This window comes from Streptomyces sp. CB02959, assembly GCF_002803155.1.
In the GTDB taxonomy this organism is placed as follows: Bacteria; Actinomycetota; Actinomycetes; order Streptomycetales; family Streptomycetaceae; genus Streptomyces.
Map to the genome: position 1 here is coordinate 145,777 of NZ_NNBP01000007.1, position 17,470 is coordinate 163,246.

General features: G+C 70.7%; 13 protein-coding genes. 8 read left to right on the top strand and 5 right to left on the bottom strand.

Annotated elements, in window-relative coordinates; genetic code table 11:
- Positions 1–108 precede the first annotated feature (108 nt).
- The 3 genes from CG747_RS13800 to CG747_RS13810 form a co-directional block, all read right to left on the bottom strand.
- The gene (locus CG747_RS13800; protein ID WP_100602011.1) at positions 109–1,653 is read right to left on the bottom strand and encodes an FMN-binding glutamate synthase family protein; all 1,545 of its coding nucleotides are present in this window, start codon (positions 1,651–1,653) and stop codon (positions 109–111) included.
- A gap of 292 nt (positions 1,654–1,945) precedes the next feature.
- Positions 1,946–2,461, bottom strand: a complete 516-nt coding sequence (locus tag CG747_RS13805; RefSeq protein ID WP_100602012.1) for a putative immunity protein — start codon at positions 2,459–2,461, stop codon at positions 1,946–1,948.
- Between the two features lie 150 nt (positions 2,462–2,611).
- Entirely contained in the window at positions 2,612–3,526 is a 915-nt protein-coding gene (locus CG747_RS13810; RefSeq protein ID WP_257980401.1) for an NAD(P)H-binding protein, read from the bottom strand.
- Positions 3,527–3,696: 170 nt separating this feature from the next.
- On the opposite strand from CG747_RS13810, the gene CG747_RS13815 reads away from it, so the two are divergent.
- On the top strand, positions 3,697–4,596 hold the full coding sequence (locus CG747_RS13815) for an MBL fold metallo-hydrolase (RefSeq protein ID WP_100602014.1): 900 nt from the start codon (positions 3,697–3,699) through the stop codon (positions 4,594–4,596).
- Between the two features lie 34 nt (positions 4,597–4,630).
- On the opposite strand, the gene CG747_RS13820 is transcribed toward CG747_RS13815, so the two are convergent.
- On the bottom strand, positions 4,631–5,560 hold the full coding sequence (locus tag CG747_RS13820; protein WP_100602015.1) for a LysR family transcriptional regulator: 930 nt from the start codon (positions 5,558–5,560) through the stop codon (positions 4,631–4,633).
- Between the two features lie 338 nt (positions 5,561–5,898).
- Here CG747_RS13820 and CG747_RS13830 point away from each other — a divergent pair, with 338 nt between their 5' ends.
- The 5 genes from CG747_RS13830 (at position 5,899) to CG747_RS13850 (ending at position 13,323) form a co-directional block, all read left to right on the top strand.
- Positions 5,899–7,581, top strand: a complete 1,683-nt coding sequence (locus tag CG747_RS13830; RefSeq protein ID WP_100602016.1) for an FAD-dependent oxidoreductase — start codon at positions 5,899–5,901, stop codon at positions 7,579–7,581.
- Complete coding sequence (locus tag CG747_RS13835) at positions 7,578–9,035, top strand: ATP-binding protein (protein ID WP_100602017.1); 1,458 nt, start codon at positions 7,578–7,580, stop codon at positions 9,033–9,035. Before CG747_RS13830 ends, CG747_RS13835 begins: the two co-directional genes overlap by 4 nt.
- Complete coding sequence (locus CG747_RS13840) at positions 9,032–9,382, top strand: UBP-type zinc finger domain-containing protein (protein WP_100602018.1); 351 nt, start codon at positions 9,032–9,034, stop codon at positions 9,380–9,382. The genes CG747_RS13835 and CG747_RS13840 overlap by 4 nt, the downstream gene beginning before the upstream one ends.
- Before the next feature lie 519 nt (positions 9,383–9,901).
- Positions 9,902–12,340: an SdrD B-like domain-containing protein gene (locus CG747_RS13845; protein WP_257980402.1), complete on the top strand. Its 2,439-nt coding sequence runs from the start codon at positions 9,902–9,904 to the stop codon at positions 12,338–12,340.
- A gap of 287 nt (positions 12,341–12,627) precedes the next feature.
- On the top strand, positions 12,628–13,323 hold the full coding sequence (locus CG747_RS13850) for a hypothetical protein (protein ID WP_180985524.1): 696 nt from the start codon (positions 12,628–12,630) through the stop codon (positions 13,321–13,323).
- 7 nt (positions 13,324–13,330) lie between these two features.
- Here CG747_RS13850 and CG747_RS13855 read toward each other — a convergent pair whose 3' ends face one another.
- Entirely contained in the window at positions 13,331–14,671 is a 1,341-nt protein-coding gene (locus tag CG747_RS13855) for a right-handed parallel beta-helix repeat-containing protein (protein ID WP_100602019.1), read from the bottom strand.
- Positions 14,672–14,760: 89 nt separating this feature from the next.
- On the opposite strand from CG747_RS13855, the gene CG747_RS13860 reads away from it, so the two are divergent.
- Both CG747_RS13860 and CG747_RS13865 read left to right on the top strand, forming a co-directional pair.
- Positions 14,761–15,918, top strand: coding sequence for a Dyp-type peroxidase (locus tag CG747_RS13860; RefSeq protein ID WP_100602020.1), 1,158 nt, complete (start codon positions 14,761–14,763; stop codon positions 15,916–15,918).
- Between the two features lie 199 nt (positions 15,919–16,117).
- Positions 16,118–17,383 (top strand): hypothetical protein, encoded by a 1,266-nt coding sequence (locus CG747_RS13865; RefSeq protein WP_257980403.1) that lies wholly within the window; start codon positions 16,118–16,120, stop codon positions 17,381–17,383.
- Positions 17,384–17,470 lie beyond the last annotated feature (87 nt).

Consider the following 17,470-nt stretch of genomic DNA (forward strand, 5'->3'; position numbering starts at 1 on the left):
GCAGGGACTGTTCGTGGGCGGGGGGACGGGGCGACACCCGGCCGGCGCCACGCGCGTGCTCCGAGCAGGGGAGCGGTGCGCGCGGCGCCGGCCGCGGTCGGCGGCGGCTCAGACGGCCGGCTTCCGCTCGGGCGTCGGCTCGCCGGCGAGCAGTGCGGTGATCTCGTCGGCGAGGTGCGGGCCGAGCTGGCCCCAGCCGTCCTTGTAACCGTAGACCCCGGCCAGGGTGCGGGCCTCGTAGTCGCCGTTCATGATCTCGATGTCACCGGCTGTGATGAGTGCCGGGTGGGCGACGCCGACGGCCGACGAGACCTTGATCAGCTCCTTGCGCAGGGTGCGCAGGTAGACGGCGGCGCGGGTGGCCTTCGAGGTCGGGTCGAGGCCGCGGGCCAGCCACGGGTTCTGGGTGGCGATGCCGGTGGGGCACTTGTCGGTGTGGCACTTCTGCGCCTGGATGCAGCCGATCGACAGCATCGCCTCGCGCGCCACGTTGATCATGTCGGCACCCAGCGCGAAGGCGACCGCGGCGTTCTCGGGCAGGCCGAGCTTGCCGGAGGCGATGAAGGTCAGGTCGTCGGTCAGCCCCAGCTCGGCGAAGGTGCCGTAGACCCGGGAGAAGCCCATCCGGAACGGCAGCGACACCGAGTCGCTGAAGGTCAGCGGCGCCGCCCCGGTGCCGCCCTCGCCGCCGTCGATGGTCACGAAGTCGACACCGCGGTCACCCCGCGCCATCAGCGTGGCCAGCTCCTGCCAGAACTCCATCTCGCCCACCGCGCTCTTGATCCCGACGGGCAGACCGGTCTCGGTGGCGATCAGCTCGACGAAGTCGAGCATCGAGTCGACGTCGCTGAACGCGGTGTGCCGCGACGGGGAGGCACAGTCCTGGCCGACCGGTATGCCGCGGATCTCGGCGATCTCCTCGGTCACCTTCGCGCCCGGCAGCATCCCGCCCAGCCCGGGCTTGGCGCCCTGGGAGAGCTTGATCTCGATCGCCTTGACCGGGGCGCCGGCGACGACGTCCTTGAGCTTGTCGATGTTGAAGGTGCCGTCCTCGTTGCGGCAGCCGAAGTACGCCGTACCGATCTGCAGGATGAGGTCACCGCCGTTGCGGTGGTACGGGGAGAGGCCGCCCTCGCCCGTGTTCTGCATCGTGCCCGCCAGCGCCGCCCCCTTGTTGAGCGCGGAGATCGCCGCGCCGGAGAGCGAGCCGAAGCTCATCGCCGAGATGTTCACCACGCTCGCCGGCCGGAACGCCTTGGCCCGCCCGCGCGGCCCGCCCAGCACCTTGGCCGAGGGCAGTGGGGCCTGCGGGTCGTGCGCGTCGGGCAGCGTGGCGGCGAACGTGCGCTGCTTGAGGTACGCGTGCCCCTGCATGTGCTCGACGTCGTTGTCGGTGCCGAACCCGAAGTAGTTGTTCTCCCCCTTCGACGACGCGTAGATCCAGGTGCGCTGGTCGCGACTGAACGGGCGCTCCTCGTCGTTGGAGGTCACGATGTACTGCCGCAGTTCCGGCCCGATCGTCTCCAACAGGTACCGGGCGTGCCCGATCACCGGGAAGTTCCGGAGCAGTGCGTGCTTCTTCTGGACAAGGTCACGAGCGGCCACCAGTGCCAGTGCTGTTGCGGTGGCCGTGGCGATGCTCCGGGCGCGCATGAACGTTCCTCTCCTCGATGATCGACTCCATCGCCGTGCGGTGGATGTCGTCGTGTCGTGTCGGGCGTTGGGCGGCGGGCAGGACCTAGCCGGCGTCAGCGTCCGCCGGAGAACGCGCAACGATAGTAGGGGCTCGTTCGGACAGGTGCGGGGGCAGGGTCGTCGGGTGGTACGCCGAGATCGTCCAGCAGGCCCAGGGGCGGGGCGAGCGGTGGCCGGAGCCGGTGCGAAGACCAAGAGGCGTCGGCGACGAGCGTTTTCGGGTCGATGACGCAGATGCCCGGATATGCACTCAGCAGTCGAACACCGACCAGCAGATGTCGTTCCGCAGTCGCTGGTCGTCCCTCACCAGCTCGGCAATCGCCTCCGGGAGCCGGTCGCGCTGCCACTGGCACTCCAGTCGCCCCGCGGCCTCGCCCTCGCCTTCCGGTGCGGCAGCACGTACGGCCTTGATCGCATAGGCGGCCGCGCCGAGCTCGTGCGCGGCGACGTGTGCGACGACCGCGGCCTGTCCGGCGGCGTACGCGGCATGTCGTGCTGCGCCACGCAGGTCTCGGGCCGCGCCCATCGCATGGCCGCCCGCCGCGCGGGCCTGCATCATCTTGACCTCGCCGCGCACCCAGGCGCGAGCATGCTCGATCGCCTGACGTGGCCGGGGGTCCTCGGGCCGGGCCGACTCGAAGAGGTCGAGGACGTGCTCCGCGCATGACGCGGCCCAAAGAGCGAGCAGATGGTGATCCGCATCGGTGAGGGTTCCACCGCGGCGGATCGTCACGAAGCGAGGGTCCCGGACCTTCGGGAGGATCATGGTTGGCACTCCTTGCGCTGGTATCCGCCCCACACCCGAGGGCGCGGACCCGTGGCCAGGCACCCCCGCGGGCAAGCCTGCAATTCCGGTGGTCGGTCCGCAAGCTCCTCGACGACCGGCTCGGCGGACGGCCCTGCCCGCCCTGCCCGGCTAGGACTGCAGCGCGGGAGTGTTCCGGATGAGGCTGTCGAACCCCAGCGGAGGGCGTCCCAGCAGCTCGGCGAGGTCGTTCGTGGCACGGTCGTAGCGGTTCTCGCCGTGCAGCCGAGCCATCGTGGCGATGTGCTCGAAGACATGGGGTGGCAGGTCCTGCGTCTTGAGGTCGTGCTCCAGCCACTCCTCGTACGGCACGTCGACATACGTCACGGCACGTCCCAGGGCGGTGGAGAACTCGGCGGCGATGGTGGCCATATCGCGGGAGCGCGCCCCGGTCAGCTCGTAGACGCGGCCGGACGTCGGGGCCGGGTCGAGCAGGAGGGAGGCGATGGCCTCCGCCACGTCCGCCGCGGCGACCGGGGAGGTCCGGGCCGAACCGAACGGAAGGCGGATCGTGCTGTCCCGCAGGATCGAGGCGACGGCGACCCGGGCGAAGAGCGGGTTCTCCATGAACACCGTGGGCCGGACGTGGACGACCGGCACCCCCGACCAGTCGAGGACGTGCTCGGCCAACCAGTGCAGCCGCTGCTGGTGGGACTCGGTATCGCTGGTGAGGTCCATCTGCGAGACCGTCATCTGCGAGATGCTGACCAGCAGCTCCAGCCGGCCGCCCGCCCTGGCCGCCGCGGCGACCGTCGTTGCGGCCTCCAGATACACCGGCGACACACTCATCCCGAAATAGGCCCGGCGGCAGTCCGCCAGCGCCTCCACCACGTCGGCGCCACGGGTGAGGTCGCCGACCACCACCTCCACGCCCGACATGGCCCGCAGGGCCGAGGCCCGTCCGTCGTCGTGGTGCACAAGGGCCCGGACCGGTACGCCCTTCGCATGCAGCCGTTCGAGGACCGCTCGCCCGACTCCGCCGACGCCGCCACCAACGCCGGTGACCAGAACGGGTTGGACGTTCACCACAATCGCCTCCTGCATTCCGCACCGGGGCGCCCGGCCCACCCGGGTCGGTCCCACCGTAAAGGGCCGCCCAGGGGATCGCCCACCCGGCCACCGCCCGGCTGGAGGGGCCTTGCGGTGCGGTCGCGTGACCGGTAGCGCCCGCGTGATCCGGCACGCAGGCTGGGGACATGGACACCCTTGCGCTCGGCGATGTGGAGATCACCCGCGTCGTGGAGTTGCCCGCCAAAGGCCGCCCCCGCGACTACGTCTTCCCCGATGTGCCCGTCGAGCACTGGCAGGCGCACGAGAAGTGGCTCACCCCCACGTTCCTGGACCTGGCCGCCGACGAGGTTCACATGACGATCCAGACCTGGCTCGTCCGCAGCGAGGGCCGCACGATCCTGATCGACACCGGCGTCGGCAACGACCGGGAACGCCCGGCCATGCCGTCCTTCCACCAGCTGCACACCGACTACCTCGGACGGCTGGCCGCCGCCGGCGTCCGCCCGTCCGACGTGGACACGGTGATCTGCACCCATGTCCACAGCGACCACGTCGGCTGGAACACCTGCCTGGCCGACGACGGAACGTGGCAACCGACCTTCCCCCACGCCCGATACGTCATCCCGCGCGCCGACTTCGACTACTGGAACCCGGCCAACGGCCACCGGACCCGCGCCGGCCGCCGGATGGCCAACGTCTTCGAGGACAGCGTCGCCCCCGTGCACCGGGCCGGGCAGACCACGCTGTGGGAGGGCGACCACCACGACATCGACGCCCGACTCCGCATCGAGCCCGCCCCCGGCCATACGCCCGGCTCCTCCGTCGTATGGCTGCGGTCCGGCACGGAACGCGCGGTGTTCGCCGGTGACCTGCTGCACAGCCCCCTGCAGATCGCGGAACCGGACGACTGCCCCGGCTTCGACGAGGACGAACCCCGCGCCCGGAACAGCCGACGCCGGGTGCTGGGGGAGGCCGCGGACAGCGGCGCCCTGCTGCTCCCCGCCCACTTCCCCGGCCCGGGTGCAGCCGAGGTGCGACGCGTCGGAGACCGTTTCGCGGTGAAGGAATGGGCAGCGTGGCACTGAGCGCGCCACGCCGCATTGCGTGACGGGCGGTGCGTCACGGACCGGGGACGGCGCCGGTGTCGAGGGCAGCGGTCCGCAGGGCGGCGGCGAGGCGGCGGACCGGTTCGGCCGGGGGCTGCGGCAGCCGGGCCAGCAGCAGGCGCCGGGTCTCCTGCGGGCCGCCGCGCACCGGCAGGACGCGTACGCCGGGCGGTGCGACGGCGGCCATCGCGGCGGACACGGTGGTCAGACCGCAGCCCGCGGCCACGAGATGCAGTTTCGCCAGCAGGTCCCGGGCCGTGTGCGCGATCTCGGGCCGCTCGTCCAGGCCCGGCCACACCCCCAGAACCAGGTCCGAGCTGTTCGGCGAACCGGCGATCCACCGCTGCCCGCGCAGGTCGTCCACGTCGATGAAGTCCGCGCGGGCCAGCGGGTGTTGAGCGGGTACGGCCAGGCACAGGGCGCGCTCGGTGAGGGTCTGCAGCACCAGTGGGGGCGACTCGGTGTCCGGTGCGCGAAACGGCGGCGCCGAGGAGAGCAGGGCGAGATCGATGCTGCCCGCGCGCAGGGCTCGGGTCAGCGCCGGGGTGCCGCCTTCGCGGCTGATGACGTGCACGTTCGGGGCGCTGCGCCGCAGCGCGGCAAGGGCGGGCGGCACCAGTGTCGTACCGGCGCTGGGCACCCAGCCCAGGCGTACGGTGCCGCCCGGTTCGGGCAGGCCGGACAGCTCGCGGGCAGCCTGGTCGATCTCGTCGAGCACGACCGTCGCACGGCGCATCACGATGCGCCCGGCCGCGGTCAGCCGCGCGCCGTCGCGCCGCCGCTCCAGCAGCTCCGCGCCCGCGGCCCGCTCGATGGCGGCGATCTGCCGGGACACCGCTGACTGTGTGTACCCCAGCGAGGCCGCGGCCGCGGTGAAGGTCCCCTGCTCGGCCACCGCGCGCAACACCCGCAGCGCGGTCAGTGACACATCCGTGAAGTCCATGACGTTGCGCAAAAGGCGGCGATGGACGCCGGGTCCTCGCCGCCACCTCACCCCTTCTGGAGGGCATCGGCGGACGCTACTTCGCCGACTGCAACGAGGCCGAGGCCCTCGACCGCCGAGGCGCCCCCCTGCAGGGCGTGGCCCGCTACGCCCTCGACGCGGCGGGCGCCCGGCGCCTGTGGACGCTCTCCGCGGAACTGCTCGCGGACTCCGACTGAACCGCCGGACCTTGCATAGCAGACCGGGACAGCCACCCATAAAATGGGAACTGGTTCCGCACCGGTGTGCCGGACGGGCACATGAACTCGGTACGGAAAAGACGATCGACCGGGGACGGGATGCCCAGAGAGCAGGCTGCCAGTCCGTCGCGGACCGTCATCCTGACCGTGGACGACGACCCGGGCGTATCGCGCGCCGTCGCCCGCGATCTGCGGCGCCAGTACGGCCAGTCGTACCGCATCGTCCGCGCGGAGTCCGGCGCGTCCGCCCTCGCCGCGCTGCGTGAGCTCAAGCTGCGCGGCACCCCCGTCGCGGTGATCGTGGCCGACTACCGCATGCCGGAGATGAACGGCATCGAATTCCTGGAGCAGGCTCTCGACATCCATCCCGGCGCGCGGCGGGTGCTGCTGACCGCGTACGCGGACACCGGCGCGGCCATCGACGCGATCAACGTCGTCGACCTCGACCACTACCTCCTCAAGCCCTGGGAGCCACCCGAGGAGAAGCTCTACCCCGTCCTCGACGATCTCCTGTCGGCCTGGCGGACCACCGACCACTGCCCGGTGACCGTCACCAAGGTCGTCGGGCACCGCTGGTCGGCGCGATCCTCGGCCGTACGGGAGTTCCTGGCCCGCAACCAGGTGCCGTACCGCTGGTACTCGTCCGAGGATCCCGAAGGCCGGCGGCTGCTGTGCGCCGCGGGCCAGGACGGTCTGCGGCTCCCGCTGGTCATCGTCCCGGACGGCACGGCCCTCGTAGAGCCCGCGGACCGGGAACTCGCCGCCCGGGTCGGCCTCGCGACGACACCGGCGACCGACTTCTACGACCTCGTCATCATCGGCGGCGGACCCGCTGGTTTGGGCGCGGCGGTGTACGGGGCCTCCGAAGGTCTGCGGACCGTCCTCGTGGAGCGCTCCGCGACCGGAGGCCAAGCAGGCCAGAGCTCGCGCATCGAGAACTACCTCGGATTTCCGGACGGGGTGTCCGGGGCGCAGCTCACCGACCGGGCCCGGCGCCAGGCGGCGAAGTTCGGTGCCGAAATCCTGACGGCGCGCGAGGTCACCGGGCTGGAGACCAACGGTGCGTCGCGCGTCGTCCGTTTCTCGGACGGCTCTGCTGTCGCCGCGCACGCCGTGATTCTCGCGACCGGCGTGTCGTACCGGCAACTGGATGCACCCCATGTGTCCGAGCTGACCGGCTGCGGAGTGTTCTACGGCTCGGCCCTGACCGAAGCGTCCGCCTGCCGGGACCAGGACGTGTACATCGTCGGCGGCGCGAACTCCGCCGGCCAGGCGGCGATTTACCTGGCCCGGAGCGCCAAGTCGGTCACCGTCCTGGTGCGTGAGGCGTCCCTGGCGGCGTCGATGTCGCACTACCTCGTCCAGCAGGTCGACGAGACGCCCACGATCCTCGTTCGCGCCAACACGGTCGTCGACGCCGCCCACGGCGCGAGTCATCTGGAACAGATCACCGTCCGCGACACGGTGACCGGTGACACCGAATGCGTCGACGCCCAGTGGATGTTCGTCTTCATCGGCGCGGTCCCGCGGACCGACTGGCTGGAGGGCATGGTGCTCCGGGACTCCCGCGGCTTCATCCTGACCGGCCCCGACCTGACCACGGACGGGAGCCCGCCGGACGGCTGGGAGTTGAACCGGCCGCCCTACCACCTGGAAACCAACGTCCCGGGTGTGTTCGTGGCCGGGGACGCCCGCGCCGAGTCCGCCAAACGTGTCGCTTCCGCAGTGGGGGAGGGAGCCATGGCCGTCATGCTCGTCCACCGCTACCTGGAACAGTCATGAACGGCCGGCCGATGCTGTGCAGGCAGGAGGAACTCGGCTCGCTGTTCCTCTTCGAGAAGCTGGCCCCCGACCAGCTCGCCCGGCTCTGCCGCGAAGGCCGGGTGGAGGAGTTCGCGCCCGGGCCCGTGTACGAGGAGGGCGAGGCGGCCACGTGCTTCTACGTACTGCTCGAAGGGACCCTCGTCCTGTCGCGCCGGATCGGGAACTACGACGTGGAGACCAACCGGAGCTCCAGCCGCGGGGTGTACGCGGGCGCCTTCCAGGCATACCTGGGGGACCGCCTGCGGCAGGTCTACAACAACTCCCTCCGCGTCCTTGAGCCCACGCGCTTCTTCGTGCTGCCCGCGGAGACCTTCGCCGCGATCATGCGGGAGTGGTTCCCCATGGCCGTGCACCTGCTGGAGGGCCTCTTCTTCGGCGTCAAGAGCACCCAGGAGGCCGTCGGCCAGCGCGAACGGCTCCTGGCCCTCGGATCGCTGTCCGCCGGGCTGACCCATGAGCTGAACAACCCCGCCGCCGCTGCCGTCCGAGCCACCTCCGCACTCCGCGAACGGGTCGCCGGAATGCGCCACAAGCTCGGCGTCATCGCGGCGCGCCCGTATCAGCGCGACACCCTGGAGACGCTCATCGACATCCAGGAACGCACGGCCGAACGCGTCGCCAAGGCCACCGCCCTGAGCCCGCTGGAAGCCGCGGACCGCGAGGACGCCCTCTGCGACTGGTTCGACGACCACGGCATCGGGGACGGCTGGCAGCTCGCGCCGACCTTCGTACAGGCCGGACTCGACACCGACTGGCTGGACCAGGTCACCGCGGCCGTGGACGACGACACCCTCGAAGGCGCCGTGCGGTGGCTCAACTACACCGTGGAGACCGAGCTGTTGATGAACGAGATCGAGGAGTCGACCACCCGCGTCTCGGCCCTCGTCGCGGCAGCCAAGCAGTACTCGCAACTCGACCGGGCGCCCTACCAGGTCACCGACGTCCACGAACTCCTGGACAGCACCCTGCTGATGGTCTCCGCGAAGATCGGCCCCCGCATCACCGTCGTCAAGGAATACGACCGCAGCCTGCCGAAGATCCCGGCCTACCCCGGCGAACTCAACCAGGTATGGACGAATCTGATCGACAACGCCGTCTCGGCGATGAACAGTACGGACACCGGCGGCACGTTGACGGTGCGGACCACACGCGACGGCGACCATCTGCTCGTCGAATTCCGCGACACCGGCCCCGGAGTCCCCGCGGAGATCCGCGATCGCGTCTTCGATCCCTTCTTCACCACCAAACCGGTGGGTGAGGGCACAGGTCTCGGACTGGACATCTCCTGGCGCATCATCGTCAACAAACACCACGGGGACCTCAGGTTCGATTCCGTCCCCGGCGACACCCGCTTCCAGGTACGCCTGCCGCTGGCCTCCGCCGACCCCCGTTCCCCACAGGAGCCGTCATGAGTTCCACCAACGGAATCGACCCCGCGGTCCCGCCCAGCGGAACCGGATGCGCCGAATGCGATGCCAAGGGAGGCTGGTGGTTCCACCTGCGACGCTGCGCGCAGTGCGGTCACATCGGCTGTTGCGACGACTCGCCCGCCAAGCACGCGACGGCCCACGCCCGGGACACCCGGCACCCGGTGATCCGCAGCTTCGAACCGGGCGAGACATGGTTCTACGACTACGAGACCTCGCAGACGTACGCCTCGGGCCCGTCCCTGGCTCCCCCTGAGAACCACCCGCTCGACCAGCCGACCCCCGGCCCCGAGGGACGGGTCCCGGAGGACTGGGCCGACCGCCTGGGATAGACGGGCCCGAACTCCCGCCGCCGCTCTCGCACATTCTTCCGGTCGCCATTCTCCGGGCGCTCGGGGGCTATTGCGCTCCCGATGAATGCCAGGGATTTGCTGGTGGCGCCGAGACTCCCGTGGATAGAATATCGCGCGCTGCTCACGATGGTGGTGGGTCAGGTCGGCGGTGGGGCGGGGGCGGGGATACCGTGATTGAGCTGCAAAAACACACAACCCAGGGTGTTCCTGCCCGAGGCTCTGAACGCGCGTTCGCCTTTCCTGGCCTGCGACGCTTAGGGCTCGCGCGCAATATCGAGAAGCGATCATCGCAAAGCGGTCCACGCAACAGCAGTGGGCCCTTTTTCTTTTCCCTTGTGCTCGCGACCGGCGTCCGCGTCCGCGGTCATGCGGTGGACGTGCGGTGAGCAGCGGGTGCTTCGTTTTCCTGACGAGAGAAGTGTGGAGTGTGATGCCATGAACCGAGTCGGCAGAGACTCGCGCCGGTCGGCCCGGAGGCTTGTGGAGCCGCTGGCGCGCATGGGGTTGTCCGTCGTTTTGCTGGCGGGCGGCGCCGTGGGAGCGACGGCTGGACCGGCCGTCGCTTCGACCGCGGATGGCACGTTGACGGTTTCGGTGCTGCGCGACTTCTTCGGCACCGGCGTGATCAACGCGACGATGGATGTCCCGCAGCGTGGCATGAAGGTGGAGGTCTCCGACCGCGCCGGGCACCATGTCACCGGCGTCACGGATGCCACCGGAAAGGTCGTGGTGGCGCGGTCGACCGTGCTGAGCGGCGGCCGGTACCGCGTCGACGTCAGCGTCCCGGCACCGTACAGCGACTACCTCCAGGCGGCGCCCGCGTCGACGGTGGAGAACCACTTCGACAGCTTCACGTCGTTCGTGGATGTGTCGGGCGGAAAGAACGCCTCGGTGGTGACGGGGGTGTGGGATCCGGCCGACTACACGCTGCCGGACTCCCGGTACTTCGTACCGGTCCAGAACGGCGCCAACGGAACCGACACCCGGGCCTTGGTGGCGTTCGGGACGAAGACCCGGGGCACGTGTCCCACCGGTGTGTCGTGCCCGGACACCTTGGCCACGCAGGCCCAGGTGGGCACGACGTTCGGGTTGGCGTACGACAAGTACCGGGGCCGGTTGTTCCAGAGCGCGTTCGCCCGCCGGTACGCCCCGTACGGGCCGAAGGGCGGTGGCGCGATCTATACGGTGCCGGTCAACGGCTCAGGGGCGCCGGAGCTGTTCGCGCAGATGCCGGGTGCCACGGCAACGCAGCACGACACCGGCAACATGATCAAGGACCCCGGATTCACCGACGCACCGGGCAAGGAGAGCATCGGCGGCCTGGCCCTGTCGGAGGACGGCTCCACGCTGTACGCGGTGAACCTGCTGACCCGCAGCCTGGTGAGCTTCAACGCCGCAGGGGCCAGCGCCTCGGGGCCCAAGGCGACGGCGCGGATCCCGGACCCGGGGTGCGCGAGCGCCGGTGACTGGCGGCCGTTCGGTCTCGCCGTCCACAACAACACGCTGTACGTCGGCGGCGTGTGCAACGCGGAGAGCACGCAGCAGCGCGCGGACCTGAAAGCCGTCGTCTACACCTACGACGGCAAGCGGTTCAGCAAGGTGCTGACCCACGCGCTCACCGACAAGCGCGGCACCGTCTTCACCGGTGCCGGCAACGTCGCCCAGGCCACCCACTGGAATCCGTGGAACACCACCCTGGCCACCTGGGACGAACGGAAGCTGGGCGGCGCCTTCATCGATCCGCAGCCGGAGCTCGCCTCCCTCGCCTTCGCCCGCGACGGTTCGATGATCCTGGGCTTCCGCGACCGGTTCATGGACGTGCTCAGCGCGAAGGGGCTGGACCCCCGCCCGAACAACAACGCGCCGGAACTCGGCATGTCCGGTGGTGACATCAACATGGCCTGCGCCGATCCCGGGGGCGGATACGCGTGGGAAGGCACCGGAAGCTGCCCCAACCACGCCACCCCCGCCACCAATGGCGGTCAGGACAGCGGAGTCGTCGAATACTTCCCGGGCGACTTCTTCGGCGGCGGGCACCAGGAGACCGCGCTGGGTTCGGTGGCCTACATTCCGCAGCAACAGTGGGTCGTCAGCACGGAGTTCGACCCGACCGTCAACATCGAGACCGCCGGTACCGGTTACTACGACATCACGACCGGCCAGGGCCCGGGCAACAGTCCGACCGCCAACGCGTACCAGTTCGTCGGCCAGGAACAGAACGGCTTCGGCAAGGCCGGCGGGCTCGGCGACATCGCGTACGCGGCGGCGAACGCGCCGATCCAGATCGGCAACCTCGTGTGGTTCGACGGCGACCACAACGGGATCCAGGACCCGGCGGAGCCGCTCCTGCCGGGGGCGACGATCAACCTGCTGGACGCGAAAGGCAAGCAGGTCGCCACGACCAGGACCGATGCCGCCGGCGAGTACTACTTCGGTGGCGTCGGCGCCGCGTACCAGCTCACACCGGGTGCGAAATACACCGTGCAGTTCAACGTGTGTACCGCGGACACCAGCAAGGTGCCCGGTCGGCCCGCGGCAAGCGAGTTGCGGTTCACGCTCCCGCGAGCCGGTGCCAACCGTGCCCATGACTCCAACGTGACCCCGCCGACCACCGGGAAGTTGTGCAACGGCTACGCGCCGGTCACGGCGCCGCACAGGCCGGGCGGGGTCGATCACACGATCGACGCCGGGGTGTACATCCCGAAGGCAACGCCAACCCCGACGCCGACCCCAACCCCAACCCCGACCCCGACCCCGACCTCGCCACCGTCCTCCGCACCGCCTGCCAACCCGGGTCAGGCCGGTGGGGACACGGGTTCACTGGCGCACACCGGTACGTCCGGGCTGCCGACGATGATCGCCCTCGCCGGTCTGCTGGTGGCGGCGGGCCTGGGCGTCGCGTTCCTGAGCCGTAAACGTCGCGCCCGGAAGCACTGAACCAACCGAACAACAGTGATCTGCCTGCCCGCGGCCCGGACGGCGCGGGCAGGCAGATCACTTCCCGGCCGGTCCACGAGGGCCGGCCTCGACGTCGTCCGCCACTGGACTGCCGAGTGCCGCCGCGACCGCACGGCGGCCGAGCAGTGTGGTGGCTGAGAGGGTGAATCAGCAGAGTGTCAGCGTCGAGCCGCGTACGGAGCGGGAGAATCCGGCAAGCGCAACCGGGCCGTGCTGCTGCCCGGCGCCGATGGCTGCGGCCACGCTGGGCGGCAGCCGTCCTCGGCATGGCGGTCGTCGCGGTGGTCGCGTTCCTGGTCGCCGGCGGCGGCTCCGGCCCCGGCGTTCCGCGCGCACTGACGTCCGACGAGGCGAACCGGCTGGCGATCACACGGTTCCGCAACTACGCGGCGCACGGCCGCGCGTTGACGATCACCGTGCCGGGCACCGCCGGTGGGCTGACCGTCACCGGGTCCGTCGACTACCGAGGCAAGCTCGGTTACGGCGTGGTGCACGGCACCGGGCGCGACACATCGAGCGACGGGCTGATCCAGTGGACGGCCACCTCGGTGTTCGTCCACCCGATGGCGAACGCCCCGGCGCACGCACCCGCGTCGCCGCCACGCTCGGGCTGGTACGGCCGCCCGCTGCAGTCGTCCGGCAGTTCCCTGGACAGTTCGCTGGCCATCGCGCTCAGGCTCGGCAGCGACCGGCCGGACAACGCCCAACTGCTGCCGCAGAACGGCGCCGCCTGGTGGGGACGAGAGCAGGTGGACGGGCATCCGGTGGACGTCATGACCGGGCCGTCCTCCCGTGACCGCTCCGGTACGGCGGGCAGTGTGCGCTACGGGGTCGGCTCGGACGGCACCATGTACCGGGTCCGCGTCAGCGTGGGTTCCGAGCCGCGGCCGGTGGTCATCGATTTCGACGCCCGGAAGTACGTTCCGGTCAAGCCGCTGCCCGGAGTCACCCCGACGCGGTAGCCGCTGTTCAGGACGTCTGCACCCGCGCGTTCGCGGCGAGCAGGGACCCCGACGGCAGCGGGATGCCTGCCGGGTCCGGCAGAGCCGGAACGGCTGGCACAGCGGTGGCGCCCGTGGCGACGGCGTGGGGGAACTGCGGCTGTGGACCAGGCGCCGCGACCTCGGTGAACGGGATGCCACCGGGTGCCGTCGGCATCGCCCAACTGCCGCCCGGCGAGGGCGGTCCGGCCGGAAGCGGGCAGGACGCGGTGGTCGCGAGTCGGGCCGGCACTGTGGTTCGCAGATCGTTGCCTCGCAGGCAGTTGCCCCGTCCCCGCGTGGCGGTGGGGAACGTCCAGCCGACGTCGAGGCCGTTGCCGGTGAACGTGTTGTCCACGATCTGGTTGCCGACCGGAGGCAGGTCGGCGGTTGCGGTGATCACCAGCCCGGCGTTGCTGTTGCCGGCGATGCGGTTGCGGATGAACTGGTTGTCGCCGCCGCCGTCGACGCCGATACCGGTACCCCACCCGCCGTCGGCCTGCTCCGGGGTGGCCTTCTGCTGGTTGGCGGCGATCAGATTTCCCGCGATGACGGCGCCCCGCTGCGGGAGCAGCTTCTCCTGGTGGTCGGAGTCGGTGGTGAGCCCGACCCGGTTGCCGACCAGGCGGTTGCCGACCACGTACATGTCGCCGCCGGCGTTGGTGCCCTCGTAACCGACCGCGTTGAGTTCGGCGATGTTGTCCCGCACCACGATGTGACAGGGCTTGCACTGCCCGACGTAGATCCCGGAGTCGGCCCCGCCCGAGGCGTACGAGTGCTCGATGACACCGTTCTGCGCGGAGAACGCGTAGATGCCGTACAGCCCGTTGCGGGTCGCGGTCACATACGACACCAGGAACGACTTCAGGAAGGTGACCGGCTCGTCGCCGGTGTCGTAGCCGCCGGAATGCCCCGGCAGCCCGGCGGCCGCCTTCGTCGAACCGGTGACCAGGACCCCGTTCTGCGTGTTGTTCCGCACGGTGAGGTTCTGCACGGCCACCCCGGGCGCGGTGACGACGATGCCGTTCGGCTGCTGCAACCGCCCGTCGAGGACGACCTTGTCCCGGGACTCGCCGCGAAGCGTGACACGAGGCGTGGCGACCTTCACCGACTCGTGGTACACGCCCGACGCGACCAGCACCAGGTCACCGGGCCGAGCCAAGGACACCGCATCCGAGATCGTCGGGGCGTCGGCGGGAACCCGGATCGTCACATGCGCACCGGCCGGTCGCCGGCCCTTGCCCGATCCGTCGTCGCCACCGCCGCAGCCCGCCACAAGTGTCAGCGTGCCCACTACCGCAGCCAACACGCGAAGAGCTAATCGAGGCATGATCCCAGTCTGGCAGGTGGCGCCCAATTCCACGCCAGAATCCGGAGGTTGACCGGCAGGCGCAATGCGGGTGTGGCACTCTGCACACCATGCACCGAGCCGATCACCATCCGTCGCGCCGCGCGTTCCTCGATGCCACCGGCGCCATGATGGCCGCCGGGCTGGCCGCCGGGTGCACATCGGACTCCGCCCGGACCGACCGGAAGGCCGCTACCGCAGCGGCCACGCCGACGCCGGTTGCGGCGACGGGCCGGCATCAGGCCGGCATCACGCTGCCCCAGCCGGCCCAGCGCAACCTGTTGGCCGTGGCGGCCGACCTCGATGCCACCGCGGCTCCCGGCCCGCTACTGGCCGAACTCGGCCGAGCCATCCTCACCCTCACCACAGGGACCGACCCGCGGCTGATGGGCCTGCCGCCGGGCGACCTCACCGTGACCGTCGGCGTGGGCCCCCGGCTGGTGCGTACGGCCGGTGCCTCGCTGCCCGGCGCGGCCGACCTCCCGACTTTCTCCCGCGAGCGGATCGCCCCAGGGGCACGCGGCGGAGACCTGCTGATACAGATCTGCGCCGACGACGCGCTGCTCCTACCGGTCGTCGCCGCCGCGCTCCTTCACCAGGCCGGCGACCGCATCCAGGAACGCTGGCGGCAGTCCGCACGCCGTGGAACGAATGTGCCCATCGGCGACGGCCTCACCGCGCCACGAAACCCGCTCGGCTTCATCGACGGCATCGTGGGCCCGCACACGACCGCCGAACAACAACGCGACCTGTGGCTGGCCGGGCCCCCAGCGGTCGCCGGCGGCACCCTTGCCGTAGTGCGGCGCATGGAACTCGACCTGCCGCGGTTCGCCGCCCTGTCCGTAGCCGAGCAGGAAGCGGTCTTCGGGCGGCGCCGGGCCAGCGGCGTCCCCCTCTCCGGCGGCGACGTCGCCTCGGGCCCGGAACTCGGCGCCAAGACACCGGACGGACGCTATCTCGTCCCCGCGGACGCCCATGTGCGCCGGGCGCACGCCGCCGTGGTCGGCGCCGGCCTCATGCTCCGCCGCTCCTACAGCACCGACGAGCCCGCCCCCGGTCTGCTCTTCATCAGCTTCCAGAACGACCTGCGGACCTTCACCGCCACCCTCACCCACATGGACACCGCCGACGCACTGCTGCAATTCACCACCACCACCGCCAGCGCCACCTTCCTGATCCTCCCCGGCTTCGACCGGCAACGCCCCCTCGGTTCCCAGCTGTTCACCTGATCACTCCGGGCGGCCCGTCCCGCCCGGGGCGCGCGGCGCACTTCCCCGCGGACGGCGCACACCCTGGGGTGCGGGCCGAATCCGAGCGCGGAACCGTCATCAAAGGCAGTCCTACTGCCGCACCACTGTGTCCTGACGCCTCCAACCCCCTCGAAATCCCGCCCTTTTGGTCGTCGGTTTCGACTCCTATGGTGGAGAGATGGTGAATGGGGTGTGGCACACCAAATACCGCATTGAGATCAACTTGTCGCTGCCGAATCTCGGGCACCCGGACCGCCCTGATCTGCTGGGCGAGATCACGACCAGCGTCGCCGACCGTGATCCCGGGCTGCTCGAATGCCTGGCCCACCACGAAGGCCGCGAGTGCCTCTCGGAGACCGGCGGCAAATCACCATGGATGTTCGTGCGCCGTGGACGAGTCGGTGGTCGCCGGCCCCTGGTCGCCTCCCACCTGCCGGTCACCCACCGGGCGACCCCGGCCGAGAGCGAGCAGCACAAGGCCACCAAGGAGCGGATAGTCGAGACCGCTTCGGGGTACGGCCTGGACGCGAGGACCGAGGTGGCCACCGCGCATCGGCGGAGCGTCTCGGACGCCCTCGTCACCGGGCCCGGCGGAATCCGCATCGGCTGGGAGATCCAGTACCACCACCTCGGCCCGAGCAGTGTCCACCGCCGATCGGTCACCGCCATGGAGAACCGGATCACACCCCTGTGGGTGACCAAGGACAAGACGGCCGCCCTCATCGACCGTGCGCCCTGGGCGCGGGTGGACGACATGCCGTGGCGGGAGATCGCCGGAGGCAAGGAGATGGTGATCCGCGGCGGGTACCGCTACCTCCAGGTCTGGAAGTGCGTTCCCAGCAGTCCGCGGCACTGCCCGCGTACCGAGGGCGCCGGGCACTGCGAGCAGATCCATGCCGAGTGGTTCCTGCCGGCCCTGTGCCACCCGGAGAAGAACCCGGTGCACATCGAGGACCTCGTTCTGTCGAGCGCCACCGGGGAGAGCGTGCCGGTCTACGTGCCCAACAGGGGGCGCGGACGAGCCGGGCGCCACATGTGGGTGCCCGCCGCCGACTGCCGGATCTGGCGGGAACTGACCGCCCAGACGGCATCCCTCCCCGAGGCGCCGCCACCGGAGGAGGACGACGTGACCACGTTCGCCGAGCAGGAGATCGACAGGACCTGCCGGGCGGGCGAAGAGGGCCGGCACGCCTGCGACGCGCGGCCCGTCCGAGACCTCGGCCAACCGACAGGTGGCTTCACCCTCGGCCGGTTGCCGACGAAGAGGGCCGACCGCCCCATGGTGATCACGCCGGTCGAGCGGGCTGCTGCCGCTGCCGCGCTCGGTTGCCCGCCGTGGGAGGTGGGCCCGTGCAGCCAGTGCAGCCAACTGATGCGGCGCTACGGCCGCGATGCGGCCATGACCTGCGACCTGTGCCGCATCGCCCTGAACCAGGGCCCTTGAGGGACCAGGGCCGTTGAGCGGCAACCGAGTCCTGCCCGACCCCGGCCAGAACCTCTCCGAGGCGCCGGGTCCACCTGCGCGAGGCGA

Bases quoted from the DNA above. Each gene is read 5' to 3' on its own strand.
- CG747_RS13865 (WP_257980403.1), top strand. From the start codon at position 16,118: ATGGTGAATGGGGTGTGGCACACCAAATACCGCATTGAGATCAACTTG.
- CG747_RS13835 (WP_100602017.1), top strand. From the start codon at position 7,578: ATGAACGGCCGGCCGATGCTGTGCAGGCAGGAGGAACTCGGCTCGCTG.
- CG747_RS13800 (WP_100602011.1), bottom strand. From the start codon at position 1,653: ATGCGCGCCCGGAGCATCGCCACGGCCACCGCAACAGCACTGGCACTG.
- CG747_RS13805 (WP_100602012.1), bottom strand. From the start codon at position 2,461: ATGATCCTCCCGAAGGTCCGGGACCCTCGCTTCGTGACGATCCGCCGC.
- CG747_RS13820 (WP_100602015.1), bottom strand. From the start codon at position 5,560: ATGGACTTCACGGATGTGTCACTGACCGCGCTGCGGGTGTTGCGCGCG.
- CG747_RS13815 (WP_100602014.1), top strand. From the start codon at position 3,697: ATGGACACCCTTGCGCTCGGCGATGTGGAGATCACCCGCGTCGTGGAG.
- CG747_RS13845 (WP_257980402.1), top strand. From the start codon at position 9,902: ATGGGGTTGTCCGTCGTTTTGCTGGCGGGCGGCGCCGTGGGAGCGACG.
- CG747_RS13850 (WP_180985524.1), top strand. From the start codon at position 12,628: ATGGCGGTCGTCGCGGTGGTCGCGTTCCTGGTCGCCGGCGGCGGCTCC.
- CG747_RS13830 (WP_100602016.1), top strand. From the start codon at position 5,899: ATGCCCAGAGAGCAGGCTGCCAGTCCGTCGCGGACCGTCATCCTGACC.
- CG747_RS13860 (WP_100602020.1), top strand. From the start codon at position 14,761: ATGCACCGAGCCGATCACCATCCGTCGCGCCGCGCGTTCCTCGATGCC.
- CG747_RS13855 (WP_100602019.1), bottom strand. From the start codon at position 14,671: ATGCCTCGATTAGCTCTTCGCGTGTTGGCTGCGGTAGTGGGCACGCTG.
- CG747_RS13840 (WP_100602018.1), top strand. From the start codon at position 9,032: ATGAGTTCCACCAACGGAATCGACCCCGCGGTCCCGCCCAGCGGAACC.